Origin of the sequence: Methylobacterium sp. WL116 (genome assembly GCF_008039455.1) — a bacterium.
Lineage (GTDB): Bacteria > Pseudomonadota > Alphaproteobacteria > Rhizobiales > Beijerinckiaceae > Methylobacterium.
Genome location: NZ_VRUV01000052.1, coordinates 1 through 15,572, shown reverse-complemented (window position 1 = coordinate 15,572; position 15,572 = coordinate 1). Strand labels below are relative to the sequence as shown.

12 protein-coding genes are annotated in these 15,572 nt (G+C 70.4%); 10 read left to right on the top strand and 2 right to left on the bottom strand.

The window, feature by feature from the left end; translation table 11 throughout:
* Together FV223_RS07065 and FV223_RS07060 are read left to right on the top strand one after the other, a co-directional pair.
* Positions 1-1,132: ATP-binding cassette domain-containing protein (locus FV223_RS07065; protein WP_147726138.1), on the top strand; the 1,132-nt coding region annotated here is incomplete at its 5' end.
* Positions 1,129-2,457 carry an HlyD family type I secretion periplasmic adaptor subunit gene (locus tag FV223_RS07060; protein WP_147726137.1) on the top strand — a complete coding sequence of 443 codons (1,329 nt, stop codon included), beginning with the start codon at positions 1,129-1,131 and terminating at the stop codon, positions 2,455-2,457. The genes FV223_RS07065 and FV223_RS07060, both read left to right, overlap by 4 nt.
* Before the next feature lie 62 nt (positions 2,458-2,519).
* Here FV223_RS07060 and FV223_RS07055 read toward each other — a convergent pair whose 3' ends face one another.
* Positions 2,520-3,401, bottom strand: a complete 882-nt coding sequence (locus FV223_RS07055) for an aldo/keto reductase family oxidoreductase (protein WP_147726136.1) — start codon at positions 3,399-3,401, stop codon at positions 2,520-2,522.
* A 91-nt stretch (positions 3,402-3,492) separates the two neighbouring features.
* On the opposite strand from FV223_RS07055, the gene FV223_RS07050 reads away from it, so the two are divergent.
* The 6 genes from FV223_RS07050 to FV223_RS07025 all read left to right on the top strand — a co-directional run bounded on the left by FV223_RS07050 (position 3,493) and on the right by FV223_RS07025 (position 10,584).
* Complete coding sequence (locus FV223_RS07050) at positions 3,493-4,398, top strand: LysR family transcriptional regulator (protein ID WP_147726135.1); 906 nt, start codon at positions 3,493-3,495, stop codon at positions 4,396-4,398.
* Positions 4,399-4,622: 224 nt separating this feature from the next.
* The gene (locus FV223_RS07045; RefSeq protein WP_147726134.1) at positions 4,623-5,672 is read left to right on the top strand and encodes a hypothetical protein; all 1,050 of its coding nucleotides are present in this window, start codon (positions 4,623-4,625) and stop codon (positions 5,670-5,672) included.
* 234 nt (positions 5,673-5,906) lie between these two features.
* Positions 5,907-6,830 (top strand): LysR family transcriptional regulator, encoded by a 924-nt coding sequence (locus tag FV223_RS07040; protein WP_147726133.1) that lies wholly within the window; start codon positions 5,907-5,909, stop codon positions 6,828-6,830.
* Positions 6,831-6,938: 108 nt separating this feature from the next.
* A complete protein-coding gene (locus tag FV223_RS07035) occupies positions 6,939-8,156 on the top strand; it encodes a CaiB/BaiF CoA-transferase family protein (protein WP_147726132.1) in 1,218 nt (405 codons plus the stop codon).
* Positions 8,153-9,076 carry a hydroxymethylglutaryl-CoA lyase gene (locus tag FV223_RS07030; RefSeq protein ID WP_147726131.1) on the top strand — a complete coding sequence of 308 codons (924 nt, stop codon included), beginning with the start codon at positions 8,153-8,155 and terminating at the stop codon, positions 9,074-9,076. The genes FV223_RS07035 and FV223_RS07030 overlap by 4 nt, the downstream gene beginning before the upstream one ends.
* Before the next feature lie 185 nt (positions 9,077-9,261).
* On the top strand, positions 9,262-10,584 hold the full coding sequence (locus FV223_RS07025) for an MFS transporter (protein WP_147726130.1): 1,323 nt from the start codon (positions 9,262-9,264) through the stop codon (positions 10,582-10,584).
* A 112-nt stretch (positions 10,585-10,696) separates the two neighbouring features.
* Here FV223_RS07025 and FV223_RS07020 read toward each other — a convergent pair whose 3' ends face one another.
* Entirely contained in the window at positions 10,697-13,054 is a 2,358-nt protein-coding gene (locus tag FV223_RS07020; RefSeq protein ID WP_147726129.1) for a transketolase, read from the bottom strand.
* Positions 13,055-13,179: 125 nt separating this feature from the next.
* Between FV223_RS07020 and FV223_RS07015 the strand changes: the two genes are divergently transcribed.
* Positions 13,180-13,647 carry an Lrp/AsnC family transcriptional regulator gene (locus FV223_RS07015; RefSeq protein ID WP_147726128.1) on the top strand — a complete coding sequence of 156 codons (468 nt, stop codon included), beginning with the start codon at positions 13,180-13,182 and terminating at the stop codon, positions 13,645-13,647.
* A gap of 882 nt (positions 13,648-14,529) precedes the next feature.
* The coding region (locus FV223_RS07010) for a DegT/DnrJ/EryC1/StrS family aminotransferase (RefSeq protein WP_246689626.1) at positions 14,530-15,572 on the top strand (1,043 nt) is incomplete at its 3' end.

Here is a 15,572-nt window from a genome sequence, read left to right as displayed (position 1 = left end):
GGGCCGGCCTGCCACCGGGCGCCGCAACGCCGAGGTGCTCGCCGCGCTCGGCATGCAGGGCCGCTTCCAGGCGCGCTGGGCCGGGGCCAACCGCGACTACATGGACGCCCAGCAGCGCAACGCCGACGTGGCCGGGGGCCTCGGCGCCGTGTCGAAGGTGTTCCGCATGGCGCTGCAATCGGGCGTGCTGGCGCTCGGCGCCTGGCTGGTGATCCAGGGCCAGGCCACCGCCGGCATCATCATCGCGAGCTCGATCCTGGTGTCGCGGGCGCTGGCCCCGGCGGAACTCGCCATCGCCAACTGGAAGGGCTTCGTCCAGGCGCGCCAGAGCTGGGCCCGGCTCTCGGACCTGCTCGCGCGCATCCCGGCCGGGCAGCCGCGCCACGGCCTGCCGGCGCCGTCGCGGACGCTGACGGTGGAGGCGGTCACGATCGCCCCGCCCGGCTCGCAGCGCCCGGTGGTCGGCGAGGTCAGCTTCGCGCTGAAGGCCGGGCAGGGCCTCGGGGTGATCGGCCCCTCGGCCTCCGGCAAGTCGAGCCTGATCCGCGCGCTGATCGGCGTGTGGCCGCCCCTGCGCGGCAAGGTGCGCCTCGACGGGGCGGCCCTCGACCAGTGGGAACCGGCCGACCTCGGCCCCCATCTCGGCTACCTGCCGCAGGAGGCGGAGCTGTTCGCCGGCACCATCGGCGAGAACATCGCCCGCTTCGACCCGGCGGCCTCGGCCGAGGCGGTGATCGCGGCGGCGCAGGCGGCGGGCATCCACGAGATGGTGCTGCGGCTGACCGACGGCTACGACACCCGGATCGGCGAGGGCGGAGCGGGCCTGTCCTCCGGCCAGCGCCAGCGGATCGCCCTGGCGCGCGCGCTCTACGGCGACCCGTTCCTGGTGATCCTCGACGAGCCCAACGCCAACCTCGACGCCGAGGGCGACCGGGCCCTGTCGGCCGCCGTCCAGGCGGTACGCGCCCGCGGCGGCATCGCCGTGGTGATCGCCCACCGCCCGAGCGCGCTGACCGCGGTCGACCGCATCCTCGTCCTCGGCGACGGCCGCGTGCAGCTGCACGGCCCCCGCGACGACGTCCTGGCGCAGCTGAGCGCGCTCACCCGGCAGACACCGACGAGGGTCGCATGACGAAGGCCGACACGCCGAACCGGCCCGAGCCGGATACGACGCGCGACACCCGGCGCTCCCTGCGCCGGCACATCGCCGGCGTCGCCACGATCATCGCGGTCGCGACCGGCGCCGGCGCCTGGACCGCGGCGACGGAGCTGTCCGGCGCGATCATCGCCACGGGCTCGCTCGTGGTGGAGAGCAACATCAAGAAGGTGCAGCACCCGACCGGCGGCGTGGTCGCCGAGCTGCCGATCGAGGAGGGCGCGCGCGTCCAGGCCGGCGACCTGCTGATCCGCCTCGACGCCACGACGGCGCGGGCCACCTACGACAGCGTCACCAAGAGCCTGTGGGAGATCGCCGCCCGCAACGCCCGCCTGGAAGCCGAGCGCGACGGCCGCGACGAGGTCGCGTTCCCCAAGGGCCTCGCCGAAGCCGGCCCCGAGGTCGCCCGCATCGTCGAGGGCGAGCGCAAGCTGTTCCACTTCCGCCGCGATGCCCGCGAGGGGCAGAAGGCGCAGCTGCGCGAGCGGATCGGGCAGCTCAAGGAGGAGATCAAGGGGCTCGTCGAGCAGTCGGTCGCCAAGGAGCAGGAGACCGCGATCATCGGGCGCGAGTACGAGGGCGTTGAAGGACTCTGGAAGAAGAACCTCATCCAGCTGACGCGCCTGACCAGCCTCGAGCGCGACATCTCCCGGCTGAAGGGCGAGCGCGGCGTGCTGGTCGCCAACATCGCGCAGACCAAGGGCAAGGTCTCCGAGACCGAGCTTCAGATCATCCAGCTCGAGCAGAACCTGCGCAGCGACGTCGCCAAGGAGCTGGCGGAGAACCGCGCCAAGGCCGCGACCCTGACCGAGCAGAAGATCACCGCCCTCGACCAATTGCAGCGCATCGACATCCGCTCGCCGCAGACCGGCTACGTGCACGAACTGTCGGTCCACACCCGCGGCGGCGTGATCGCGCCGGGCGAGCCGATCATGCTGATCGTTCCGACGGCCGATTCCCTGGTGGTTGAGGTGCGCGTCGCCCCCCAGGACATCGACCGGCTCCAGACCGGCCAGGCCGCGGGCCTGCGCTTCCCGAGCTTCGACCAGCGCACCACGCCGGAGCTGAACGGACGCGTGACCCGGATCGCCGCCGACGTGAGCGAGGACAAGCGTACCGGCAGCTTCTACTATCTCGTGCGCCTCGGGGTGACGAAGGACGAGCTCGGCCGGCTGGACGGCGCCAAGCTGATGCCCGGCATGCCGGTTGAAGCGTTCATCCGCACCGCAGACCGCACCGTGCTCTCCTACCTGACCAAGCCCCTCGTCGATCAGGCACGCCGCGCGTTCCGCGAGAAGTAGGCGACCGATTCCCCCGTCGCGGACGGCAGGCTCGCCGATGCGGCCTGCCGCCGCCCGGTCGATCACGCCTGGGTCGCGGTGCCGACCCGGTCGAGGTCCGCCAGCGCGTCGTCCGGCAGGTGGAGCGCGGCGGCGGCGAGGTTCTCGCGCAGGTGCGCCAGCGACGCGGTCCCCGGGATCAGCAGGATGTTGGGCGACCGGCGCAGCAGCCAAGCGAGCGCCACCTGCAGCGGCGTGGCATCGAGCCGTTCGGCCACCGCGGACAGGCCCGCGGATTGCAGCGGGCTGAAACCGCCGAGCGGGAAGAACGGCACGTAGGCGATGCCGTCCCGTGCCAGCGCGTCGACGAGCGCGTCGTCGCCGCGATGGGCGAGGTTGTAGTGGTTCTGCACGCACGCGATCTCGCAGATCCGGCGTACCTCGGCGACCTGGGTCGGCGTCACGTTGGACAGGCCGATGTGCTGGATCAGCCCTTGCCGCTGGAGCTCGGCCAGCGCCGTCAACGGCGCCTCGATCGACCCTTCGGCCGGCCCGTGCCCGTCGCCGAGCATGGCCCGGAAGTTCACCACCGCCAGCCGGTCGAGCCCGAGATGGCGCAGGTTGTCGTGGACGGCTGCCGCGAGGTCGGCGTCGGACGCGGCCGGGTTCCACGACGCATCGGAACCGCGCCGCGCGCCCACCTTGGTGACGATCGTGAGGTCGTGCGGATACGGGCCGAGCGCGTCCCGGATCAGCTGGTTGGTGACGTGGGGTCCGTAGAAGTCGCTGGTGTCGATGTGGTCGACGCCGCTCGCGACCGCCTCGCGCAGCACGGCGAGCGCCGCGTCGCGATCCTTGGGCGGTCCGAAGACGCCCGGCCCGGCGAGTTGCATCGCGCCGTACCCGAGGCGCTTCACGGAACGGTGGCCGATCCGAAACGTGCCGGTCTGATCGATGAGGGACATGGTGCTTCTCCTGTTACCAGACCTAACTGGACGTTGCGACCGTGCGCGAGAATGGGGCACAATCCGCACAAGCTGTGCGGATGGGCGAACGATGAAGGCCGATCTCGGAGATCTCGACGCGTTCCTCGTCGTCGCGCGCGGGCAGGGTTTTCGCGAGGGCGCACGCATGAGCGGCGCCAGCGCGTCGAGCCTGAGCGAGGCGGTTCGGCGGCTCGAGGACAGGCTCGGCGTCCGCCTCCTCAACCGCACGACCCGTAGCGTGGTGCCGACGGAAGCCGGGGAACGGCTGCTGGAGCGGCTCGGCCCGGCCTTCGCAGAGGTCGAGGCGGCGCTCGACGTGGTGAACGGCTTCCGCGACCGGCCGGCCGGGACGCTGCGGCTCAACGTGCCGGTCAGCGCCGCGCGCCTCGTGCTGCCCGCGATCGTTCCGGGCTTCCTCGCCGCCTATCCCGAGATCCGTCTCGAGGTCCTGGCCGAGGACGGCTTCGTCGACGTACTCGCCGCCGGATGCGACGCGGGCATCCGCTACGACGAGCGCCTGGAGCAGGACATGATCGCGGTTCCGATCGGGCCGCGCGTGCAGCGCTTCGCGACCGCTGCGGCGCCGGCCTACCTCGCGCGTCACGGCCGGCCTGAGCATCCGCGCGACCTCCTCGGCCATGCCTGCCTGCGCGGCCGCTTCCCGAGCGGGGTCGAGATGGCCTGGGAGTTCGAGCGCGACGGCGAGACCGTGAAGGTCGATCCGGCAGGGCCGCTGCTCGTGCGCGTTGGGGCCGCGACCGACCTCGCCGTCGAGGCGGCGATCGCGGGGACCGGCGTCATCACCCTGTTCGAGGACTGGTTGAGGCCGCACTTGGCCAGCGGGGCATTGGAACCGGTCCTCGAAGCGTGGTGGCCGCGCTTCTCGGGGCCCTACCTGTACTACCCGGGCCGGCGACTCGTGCCGGCCCCGCTGCGCGCCTTCGTCGACTTCATCCGGCACCCGAAGACCGCTTGATCGCGGGCGCGGCCGCGCGGCGAGCGGAAGGGGCGCAGGGCGCGCCGGCACGACGCGAGCGCACCCCGCCGAGCACCCGAGGGCCGCCGCCGATCGAGCCTGGGGACCGCCTGTCCCGCCGGAGCGTGGCCGCTTGCGTGCGAGCCGGGCGGCTGCGTATACCAGATACAAGCCGCGCCCTCGTCCGGCGCAAAAACAAGAACCGAACGCTCAGGGATGAAACCATGTCGCGCAGAATATTGATCCTGGGGGCGTCATACGGCTCGCTGCTTTCGACGAAGCTGCTGATGGCCGGGCATGATGTGACCTTGGTCTGCCGTCGGAAAACCGCGGACCTGATCAACAGCCAGGGCACCGAAGTCCGCATCAAGCTGCGCGACGAGGCCACGCACCGGTCGTTTCATTCCCGTGACCTGCCGGGCAAGGTCGACGCGATGCCGCCCGAGGACGTCGACGTCTCGCGCTACGATCTCGTCGGCCTGGCGATGCAGGAGCCGCAGTACAACAACCACACGATCCGCGTGCTGATGATCAAGATCGCCGCGGCCAAGCTGCCGTGCCTGTCGATCATGAACATGCCGCCGCTGCCGTATCTCGATCGGATCCCGGCGCTCGCGAAGATGGACCTGCGCGAGGCCTACACGAATGCCGGCGTCTGGGACCGCTTCGAGCCGGGCCTGATGTCGTTGTGCTCGCCCGATCCGCAGGCGTTCCGCCCGCCCGACGAGGGCGCCAACGTCCTGCATGTCGGGTTGCCGACGAACTTCAAGGCGGCGACCTTCGCCGATCCCGCGCACAACGCGCTGCTCCGCGAGCTCGAGGCGGACATCGACGCGGTGCGCGTCGAGGGCCAGGACGTTCCGGTCAAGCTCAAGGTGTTCGACTCGCTGTTCGTGCCCCTGGCGAAGTGGTCGATGCTGCTCACCGGCAACTACCGCTGCATCACGCCCCAGGCGCCGCGCTCGATCCGCGACGCGGTGCACGGCGACCTCCCCCTGTCCCGCACGATCTACGAGCACGTCGACGCGGTGGCCCGACGGCTCGGTGCCGACCCGAGCGATCAGGTCCCGTTCGAGAAGTACGCCAAGGCGGCCGAGGGCCTGCTGAAGCCTTCGTCGGCCGCCCGGGCGGTCGAGAGCGGCGCGCCCTACATCGAGCGAGTCGACCTGCTGCTGAAGCTGATCTCGCACCAGCTCGACATGCCGGATGCCGAGATCGACCGAACGGTCGAGATCGTGGACCGGAAGCTCGACGAGCGCATCATCCCGGGCTGAGCGGCCCGGTCCGGCCCGTCTCACCGAAGCGCGGCCGGACCTCGCTCGCCCGTCGGGATCATGTACTCCTCGACGGGATCCGACGGCTTGTGGAGCCCCCCGTGACGCCGAGCCCGGACGCGGCTCGGGCCACGTGCTTCAAGCTTGGCCCGTTGCCGGAGCGTCCGGGCGCGATCAGGATCGCAGCACGGGGTCCGCCGGTCGGATCGATCGGATCACGGGAGCGGCCGGACCATGTCGGAGGGATCGCCGACCCCGTTCATCCTGAACCGCCTCGACCTCAAGACGCTGCGCCTGTTCGCGGCGATCTGCGAGGAGGGCACGCTCAACGGCGCGGCGCGCCGGGCCGCGATCGCCCCCTCCGCCGTGAGCAAGCGGCTCGCCGAGCTGGAGCGCGCGCTCTGCTGCGAGCTGCTCATCCGCGAGCCACGGGGCATGCGGCCAACGCCCGCCGGGGAGACGCTGCTGCACCACACCCGCCGGATGCTGGGGTCCGCCGAGCAGATCGCGCTGGAGCTCGCGGAGCACGCCAGCGGGCTCCGCGGCTTCGTCCGCGTGCTCGCGAACCTCTCGGCGATCGTGCAGTTCCTGCCCGAGGACCTGCAGGCGTTCTTGGCGGCGCAAGCCCGCATCGGGATCGACCTGGAGGAACGGCCGAGCGGCGGCGTGGTGGCCGGCGTGGAGGAAGGAGCGGCCGATCTCGGCATCTGCGCCGGCAGCACCGATCCGCGCTCCCTCGTCGCCCACCCCTATCGGAGCGACCGCCTCGTGCTCGTCGTGCCCGCCGGCCACCCGCTCGCCGGCCGCGACGCGCTCGCGTTCGCCGACACCCTCGACCACGACCATGTCGGCATGCACCGCGAGAGCTCGATCTACGGCACGCTCCGCGACGAGGCCCGACGCCTCGGGCGGCCGCTGCGCCTGCGCGTCCACGTGCCGAGCTTCGACGCGATCTGCCGCATGGCGCAGGCCGGGATGGGGCTCGGCGTGGTGCCCGAGCGGGTGCACGCCCTGCTCGGCCCGCAGATGAACGTCGTCGCCGTGCCGCTCACCGACCCGTGGGCGCGGCGGACCCTGAGCCTCGTCGTCCGCCCGGGCACGCAATCGCCGGCGGCGGCCGTCCTGTTCGATCACCTGCGCCGGGCAGGCGGGGATTGAGAGGGGCGCCTGCGTTCGCCTTCGGAGAACGCGGGGTGATGCATCGCGTTTGGACAGCGTGCACCCGATCCAATACCGATCGACCCAAAGACAATGGAGGGAACGGCCATGCCAGGCACCGGCGAAGCATCGCCCAAGGGTCCGCTCGACGGGATCCGGGTCCTCGAGCTCGGCCAGCTGATCGCGGCACCGTTCGCCACCAAGATCCTGGCCGAGTTCGGCGCCGAGGTGATCAAGGTCGAGTCGCCGGGGGACGGCGATCCCCTGCGCAAGTGGCGCAAGCTGCACGAGGGAACCTCGCTCTGGTGGTACCTGCAGTCTCGCAACAAGAAGTCGATCGCGATCAACCTGAAGGCGCCCGATGGGCTCGCGGTGGTCAAGGACCTCGTGCGGAGCGCCGACGTGGTGGTCGAGAACTTCCGGCCCGGCGGCCTGGAGAAGCTTGGCCTCGGCTGGGACGTGCTCTCGGAGCTGAACCCCAAGCTCGTGATGGTGCGCATCTCCGGCTACGGCCAGACCGGGCCGTATCGCGACCGGCCGGGCTTCGGCGCGATCGGCGAGTCGATGGGCGGCATCCGCTTCACCACCGGCAGCCCGGACAGTCCGCCCGCCCGCGTCGGCGTCAGCATCGGCGACACCCTGGCCTCGCTCCACGGGGTGATCGGCGCGCTGATGGCGCTGCTCCACGTCAAGACCGCCGGCGGCCAGGGCCAGGTCATCGACGTCTCCCTCGTGGAGAGCGTGTTCAACGTGATGGAGAGCCTGGTCCCGGAATACGACCTGCTCGGCGAGGTCCGCACCCGCACCGGCGGGGCGCTGCCCGGCATAACGCCCTCGAACACCTACCCGACGAAGGACGACGGCTTCGTCGTCATCGCCGGCAACTCGGACCCGATCTACCGCCGCCTGATGACCGTCGTCGGCCGGCCCGATCTCGCCGACGACCCGGCGCTGCGCAGCAACGACGGCCGCTCGCGGGTGGCCGGCATGATCGACGGCGTGATCGCGGACTGGACCCGGGCGCAAACCGTGGACGAAGCGCTCGCAGCGCTCGCGGCGGCCGACGTGCCGGCGGGACGGATCTACTCGGTGGCCGACATCGTCGCCGACCCGCACTACCGCGCCCGCGACATGATCCTCGACGCGGAGCTGCCAGGCGGCACCCGGGTGAAGATGCCCGGCATCGTGCCCAAGCTGTCCGGCACCCCCGGGGCGGTGCGCTGGCAGGGACCGGCGCTCGGCGCCCACACCGATTCCGTGCTCGCCGACCTCGGCCGCGACGCCGAGACCATCGAGCGCCTGCGCCGCGAGGGAGCCGTGCAATGACCGAAACCGCCATGCTGATCCAGGAGGTCGCCACCCGCGACGGGTTCCAGATCGAGCCGCGCTACGTCGAGACCGCCGAGAAGATCCGGCTGATCGACGCGCTCTCGGCCGCTGGCTTCTCGCGGATCGAGGTCTCGTCCTTCGTCTCGCCGAAGGCCGTGCCGGCACTGCGCGACGCGGCCGAGGTCTTCGCCGGGATCGCCCGGCGGCCCGGCACCGTCTACGTCGCCCTGGTGCCCAACCCGAAAGGCGCCGAGCGGGCGCTCGCGGCCGGCGTCGGCGAGGTCAACCTCGTTGCCTCGGTGAGCGAGACCCACAACCGCGCCAACATGGGCATGAGCCCGGAGGCCTCGATCGAGGGGTTCGGCCGGATCATGGAGACAGTGAAGGGTACACCCGTGTCGACGAACGCCACGGTGGCCACCGCCTTCGGCTGCCCGTTCGAGGGCGACCAGCCGGCCGACAAGGTGATGGCGCAGGTCGAGCGATACCTCGCGCTCGGCATCGCCGGCGTGACGCTCGCCGACACCACCGGCATGGCCAACCCGCGCCAGGTGGAGCGCCTGGTCGCCCGCGCGCTGGCGATCGTGCCGGCCGAGCGGCTGACCCTGCACTTCCACAACACCCGCGGGCTCGGGCTCGCCAACGTGCTCGCGGCCTACGGCGCCGGCGCGCGCCGGTTCGATGCGGCGCTCGGGGGCTTGGGCGGCTGCCCGTTCGCGCCGGGCGCCACGGGCAACATCTGCACCGAGGACCTCGTCAGCATGGCTCACGAGATGGGGATCGAGACAGGCCTCGACCTCGAGGCCCTGCTCGGCCTCTCCCGCGACCTGCCGCGCCTCGTCGGCCACGACGTGCCGGGCCAGGTCGCCAAGGCCGGGCGCCCCTGCGATCTGCACCCGGTCCCGCAAGCGGCATGAGCCGCCCCGTCCGTCATTCGGCGTGAGCCGTCCCGTCGATCGGGCGGCCTGAGCCGCCGACCGAACCGATCCGCGTCGGAAGCCTCTCGGAGAAGGCGGCTCCGCCGTGCTCGCGCGCATCCTGCCCGACGGTCGTCCGCGACCGGCCGGCGGGGGCGCCCGCCGCCCCGTTCCAGGAGGAAACCATGACCGCCGCCACGACCGGCCCGCTCGCGGGTCTCGACGTCATCACCGAGAGCAGCGTGGTCCGCAAGGCCGCTTGGCGGCTGATGCCGCTGATCATGGTCTGCTACATGTTCGCGTTCTTCGACCGGATCAACATCAGCTTCGCCAAGTTCCAGCTCCAGAGCGACCTCGGCTTCAGCAACGTCGCCTACGGGCTCGGGGCGAGCATGTTCGTCGTCGGCTACGTGATCTTCGAGGTCCCCTCGAACCTGTTGCTGTACAAGGTCGGCGCGCGGCGCTGGATCGCCCGGATCATGATCTCCTGGGGTATCGCCACCGCCCTGATGGTCTTCATCAGCACCGAGTGGCACTTCTACCTGCTGCGCTTCATCATCGGCGCGATGGAGGCCGGCTTCGCACCGGGCATCCTGTATTACTTGACGCTGTGGTTCCCGGCCTCGTTCCGCGGCCGCGTGACCTCGTTCATGTTCGTCGCCTCGGCCTTCTCCGGCATCTTCGGGGCGCCGGTGGCGGGGCTGATCCTCGGCGGCCTCAACGGCACGGCGGGGCTCGCCGGCTGGCAATGGCTGTTCCTGGCCGGCGGCCTGCCCTGCCTGGTGCTGGGCGTGCTGGTGTTCCTGCGTCTCGACGATCGGATCGCCGACGCGCGCTGGCTGACGCAGCCGGAGAAGGACCTGCTCGCCTCGAAGATCGCCCACCACAACCGCGACATCGGCGACCACTCGCTCTGGGGCGCGATCAGGCAGCCGGGCTTCCTTCTCATCGCCCTGGTCTACTTCCTGCTGCAGGTCGGCTCGTACGGCCTGAACTTCTGGGGGCCGGACCTGATCAAGACCGCCACCGGCGGCACCGCGGCCTCCGTCGGCTTCCTCACCGCGATCCCCTACATCTGCGGCGCGATCAGCATGGTCGTGATCGGGCGCCTGTCCGACGCCTCCGGCGACCGGCCGAAATTCGTCGCCGGCCTCGCGGTGGCGGCGGCGATCGGCTTCTTCGCCGCCGGGCTGTTCGACAAGCAGATCGTGCCGCTGATGATCGCCCTGGCGCTGGTCGGCGCCGGCATCGTCGCCTCGATCCCGACCTTCTGGACGCTGCCGGCCAAGCTCGTCACCGGCGTCGGGGCCGCCGGCGGCATCGCGCTCATCAACACGCTCGGCCAGTTCGGCGGCATCGTCAGCCCCGTGGCGGTCGGCTGGGTGAAGGACCTGACCGGCTCGACGACGCCCGCCCTCTACGGCATCGGCATCCTCTGCCTGGTCGCGGCCGGCCTGCTGATCTTCGCATCGCCCGCCAGCCTGCGCCGCAACGACCGCAATCCCTGATCCGGCCGGTCCTCGGCGGTCCCACACCCGCCGAGATCTCGCCCTGCGAGGGAGCCCGGGCGATCACGCCGATGTCGAGCCGCATCGGGTCGCGCAGCGTCACGTGCGGCGCTCAGGCGATGCGCAGGTTGCGGATCGGCCGCTCGGGTGCCAGCGCCAGGGCGGCCTTGGCGATGCCGCGGGCATCGAGGCCGTAATGCCGGTAGAGATCGGCGACGGTGCCGGTCTGGCCGAAGCGCTCGACGCCGAGCGCCCGGGTGCGGTGACCCTGCACGGCACCGAGCCAGCCGAGCGTCGCCGGGTGGCCGTCGATCACCGTGACGAGCCCGCAATGCGGCGGCAGGCCGGCGAGCAGGGCCTCGACGTGGCTCCGCGCCGTCCGGTCGCCGCCCTCGCGGGCGCGCTGCGCCGCCGTCCAGCCGGCATGGAGCCGATCGGCGGAGGTGACGGCGAGCAGGCCGATGTCGCGCCGGTCCTCGGCCATCAGGCCCACCGCCTCGATCGCCTCGGGCGCGACGGCGCCGGTATAGGCGACCACGATCTCCGCGTTCGGGCCGGGCTCGCGCAGCCAGTAGCCGCCGGCGACGATTGCGTCGGACAGGGCCGGCGTCATCGCGCGCTGCGGCTGCGCGATGCTGCGGGTCGAGAGCCGGAAGTAGACCGAGCCGCCCTCCGGCGCCTCGAGCTGCACATGGTCGAGGGCGTGCGCCATCAGCACCGACAGCTCGTCGACGAAGGCCGGCTCGAAGCTCGACAACCCGTCCTGCGCCATCCCGATCAGCGGCGTGCCGATCGACTGGTGGGCGCCCCCTTCCGGCGCCAAGGTCACGCCCGACGGCGTCGCCGCGAGGATGAAGCGGGCATCCTGGTAGCAGGCGTAGTTCAGGGCATCCAGGCCGCGGCTGATGAACGGATCGTAGAGCGTGCCGATCGGGATCAGCCGCTCGCCGAACAGCTTGTGCGACAGGCCCAGGCCCGAGAGCAGCAGGAACAAGTTCATCTCGGCGATGCCGAGCTCGATGTGCTGGCCCTTGGCCGAGAAGTCCCAGGTGAAGGTCGAGGGGATGCGCTCCGCCTTGAACAGGTCGCGCAGTTCCTCCCGGGCGAACAGGCCGCGCCGGTTCACCCAGCCGCCGAGGTTTGTCGAGACGGTGACGTCGGGCGAGGTGGTGACGATGCGCTCCGCGATCGGCGCGTCGGAGCGCGCCAGCTCGTTGAGGATCAGCCCGAATCCCGCTTGCGTCGACTGCGTCGGCTGGCGCGGGCATGGGAAGCCCGCCGGCACCGGCAGGCGCGGCGCCGTGCGGAGCCGCGGCCCCTCGGCGAAGAACGGCGCCGCGTCGATGAAGCGGCGCAGCTCGGCGTCCGGCAGCGCCAGCCCCTCGAACGGCTCCCATTCGCGCCCCTCGCGCACGCCCATGCTCTCGCGGAGCAGCGCGGTCTGGGCCGGGGTGAGCAGCCCGGAATGGTTGTCCTTGTGGCCGGCGAGCGGCAGCCCGAAGCCCTTGACCGTGTAGGCGATGAACACGGTCGGGCGATCGTTGTCGGCCGCCTCGAAGGCCCGGATCAGGTTGGTGAGGTCATGCCCGCCGAGGTTGCCCATCAGCGCGGCCAGGGCGGCGTCCGAACGGCGGTCGATCAGCGCCAGCGCGTCGGCGTCGTCGGCGAGGTCCGCTTCGAGGCGGCGGCGCCAGGCCGCGCCGCCCTGGAAGGTCAGGGCCGCGTAGAGCTGGTTCGGCGCGGTGTCGATCCAGGCGCGCAGCCGCGCCCCGCCCGGCTCGCGGAAGGCCGCGTCCATCAAAGACCCGTATTTCAGGACGACGACGTCCCAGCCGAACGAGCGGAAGATCTCCTCGAAGCGCGTGTACAGACCCTCGCGGATCACCGCGTCGAGGCTCTGGCGGTTGTAGTCGATGATCCACCAGGTCCGGCGCAGGCCGTGCTTCCAGCCCTCCATCAGGGCCTCGAAGATGTTGCCCTCGTCCATCTCGGCATCGCCGACCAGCGCCACCATCCGGCCTTCCGGCCGGTCGAGGCCCCAGCCGTGGGCGCGGACGTAGTCGCGCACCAGCGACCCGAACAGCGTCTGCGCGACGCCGAGGCCGACGGAGCCGGTCGAGAAGTCCACGTCGTCGGTGTCCTTGGTCCGCGACGGATAGGATTGCGCGCCGCCGAAGCCGCGGAAGGTCTCCAGCTTCGCGCGGGTCTGGTTGCCGGCGAGATACTGGATCGCGTGGAAGATCGGGCTGGCATGGGGTTTGACCGCGACGCGGTCCTCCGGACGCAGCACCGCGAAGTAGAGCGCCGTCAGGATCGTCGCGAGGGAGGCCGACGAGGCCTGGTGGCCGCCGACCTTCATGCCGTCCGGGTTCGGGCGGAGGTGGTTGGCGTTGTGGATCATCCAGGTGGAGAGCCACAGGGCCTTGCGCTCCAGTTCGGTCAGGCAGGGCAGGCGCGGGTCGCTGTGCATCGGTTCGGCCTCTCGGAAATGGCCTGAGGATGCCACCACGAACACGGCAGGAATTGCCAATCTCGGCGTGCCGAGCGCAAATCTTGGCAGGATCCGCTAATCCAGCGGATCTTGGAGGTGCGTTCATGCAGGATCGACGAATCGATGCGATCGACCGGAAGATCCTGGCCGAGCTGCAGCGCGACGGGCGGGTGACGATCCAGGATCTCGCCGGCCGCGTCGGCCTTTCGGCCTCCCCGTGCCTGCGCCGCATCCGGATGCTGGAGGAGGCCGGCATCCTCAAGGGTTACGTGGCGCTGGTCGATCAGTCCAAGGTCGGCCTGCCGATCAGCGTGTTCGCCTCGGTGAAGCTCGAGCGCCAGCGCGAGGAGGAACTCGACCGCTTCGCCGAGGCCGTGGCGCGCTGGCCGGAGGTGGTGGAGTGCTACCTGATGACCGGGCGGCACGACTATCTGGTGCGCGTCGTCGTCCCGGATCTCGCCGCCTACGAGCGCTTCCTGAAGGACAAGCTCACCCGCCTCGACGGGGTCGGATCCATCGAGTCGAGCTTCGCCCTGGGCCAGGTGAAGTACACCAACGTGCTTCCGGTCTGACCGCGCGCGGCCGGCGTGGAAGCGAAGGGCTCGGTCGCCGGACCGTCGTCCATCGGACCGGCTTCCCCATGGACCGACCGGGCGGCCTTGCGCCGGGGCGGTTCGGAAGGCCTGTTGCGACCGCCATGGTCCGACAGAACGTCATTACCAATCCATCCAGCGGCGCCCGCCCGTGCCGGATATGGGGGGCTGAAGCAATCGTCACCCCGTCGGGCAGCGCCGCGGGCGGCGTGGCGCCGTCGCCTTCGACAGGATCGGCTCGGACGAAGCGACGAAGGGCAACCGCATCGCCCGGATCCGGCAATCTCGGTATTCGAGCAGAATCGGGACCCGTCGAATGCGGACCATCTTCGCGTGAAACGACACCATCGAGGCCTTTCAGGCCGCGCGGACGGCATCTTGCGAGACACCGGCGATCTTCGCGGTGTTCCCGATGGACGTATTCGCTTGGGCCGAAACGGATACATCATCGGCGCCACCCCTAATCCTTTTGCGCGTGCGAACGCGTTCGGCGATGCCCCGTCCCTCCGTGGTCGCGCTGAGGAACGGTCGGCGGAAGACCCCTGAGCCGTGGCCGCGCGCGATGGCCCGCGACGGCGCGTGACAGTGCCGAGGAACCTGCAGGTGAATTTTTCCAATATTCCGCAGCTGTATACGGCCGATAATTCATTGAATCCGCAGCAACTCGATCGCTCTGCTGTCATCCCGACATCTCCCCAAATCATGAAGCCTGATATCCGCCTCCGAGCGATTTTGGGCTAGTCAATAATATAGGCGTTCTGTGAGTTGAATAGAAAAAATACTGCCGCCATGCTTCTCGCGTCGGGGATCAGTTCTCACGAACGGCGATCAAGGCGAATTCAGTAATTCTGAGGTCTCACCATGACAGTGCGAGCGCTGGAAACCATCGCAGCGAACTATCTGCCCCTCACGAAGCCGGATGCGCCGCGCCTGAGCGATCACGTCAGCGAGCTCCAAGAGATCGAGAGATCCTGTTGGTTGAGCAATTATGGGCCGACCAATACGCGACTCGAAGCGGCGATGATCGAGAACGTCTTCGGCGGCGTCGGTTCGTGCCTCACCGTCTGCAATGCAACGAGCGGATTGATACTGGCGTTGAAGCTGGCCGCCGAACGGTCCGGGCCGACCGCGCGCTACGTCATCATGCCGGCCTTCACGTTTGCGGCGACGGCCCATGCGGCGCTGTGGGCGGGCCTCACGCCGCTGCTGATCGACGTCGATCCGTCGGATTGGTGCGCCTGCCGGATCGCCGAGGACGAGGCCTTGAGGGCCCATGCCGGAGAGGTCGTCGCGATCATGCCGTACGCGACCTTCGGGGCGTGCATCGATCTCGCGCGCTACGATCGCCTGGCGCAGGAACACGGTGTTTCTATCGTGATCGACGCCGCCGCCTCGCTCGGATGCCTCGACCAGCTCGGTCGAGCCTTCGGCACCGGCTCCCCGCACATGATCGTCTATTCGATGCACGGCACCAAGCCGTTCGGCGTCGGCGAGGGCGGACTGATCTACAGCACCGATGCCGAGACGATCGCGCTCCTGCGGAGCATGGCGAATTTCGGCTTCGACAGCGAGCGCTCGGCCGTGCTGCCGGGGATGAACGCCAAGATGTCGGAGGTCGCCGCGCTCGGCGCCCTCGTCCGCCTCGGCGATTTCGAGGAACGCGCTCGGCACAGGCAGATCCTCAGCGCCGCGTATCGCGAGGCGTTGCGCGACTTCTCGATGCAGCAGGCGCCGGGCGAGCGCATCGTCTATCAGTTCATGCCCGTGCTGCTCCCGGTCGGATCGGCCGCGAGCAGGGACGCGATCCGTGCGGACATGGCACGGATGGGCGTCGGCACGGGGAGTTACTTCAGCCCCCATGTCGGGCAGCAGCCCTACTTCCAGCAGCGATGCGCCTTCGGCGC

What these genes read in the sequence shown, in the direction of transcription:
- FV223_RS07060 (WP_147726137.1), top strand. Translation starts at nt 1,129, where the DNA reads ATGACGAAGGCCGACACGCCGAACCGGCCCGAGCCGGATACGACGCGC.
- FV223_RS07055 (WP_147726136.1), bottom strand. Translation starts at nt 3,401, where the DNA reads ATGTCCCTCATCGATCAGACCGGCACGTTTCGGATCGGCCACCGTTCC.
- FV223_RS07050 (WP_147726135.1), top strand. Translation starts at nt 3,493, where the DNA reads ATGAAGGCCGATCTCGGAGATCTCGACGCGTTCCTCGTCGTCGCGCGC.
- FV223_RS07045 (WP_147726134.1), top strand. Translation starts at nt 4,623, where the DNA reads ATGTCGCGCAGAATATTGATCCTGGGGGCGTCATACGGCTCGCTGCTT.
- FV223_RS07040 (WP_147726133.1), top strand. Translation starts at nt 5,907, where the DNA reads ATGTCGGAGGGATCGCCGACCCCGTTCATCCTGAACCGCCTCGACCTC.
- FV223_RS07035 (WP_147726132.1), top strand. Translation starts at nt 6,939, where the DNA reads ATGCCAGGCACCGGCGAAGCATCGCCCAAGGGTCCGCTCGACGGGATC.
- FV223_RS07030 (WP_147726131.1), top strand. Translation starts at nt 8,153, where the DNA reads ATGACCGAAACCGCCATGCTGATCCAGGAGGTCGCCACCCGCGACGGG.
- FV223_RS07025 (WP_147726130.1), top strand. Translation starts at nt 9,262, where the DNA reads ATGACCGCCGCCACGACCGGCCCGCTCGCGGGTCTCGACGTCATCACC.
- FV223_RS07020 (WP_147726129.1), bottom strand. Translation starts at nt 13,054, where the DNA reads ATGCACAGCGACCCGCGCCTGCCCTGCCTGACCGAACTGGAGCGCAAG.
- FV223_RS07015 (WP_147726128.1), top strand. Translation starts at nt 13,180, where the DNA reads ATGCAGGATCGACGAATCGATGCGATCGACCGGAAGATCCTGGCCGAG.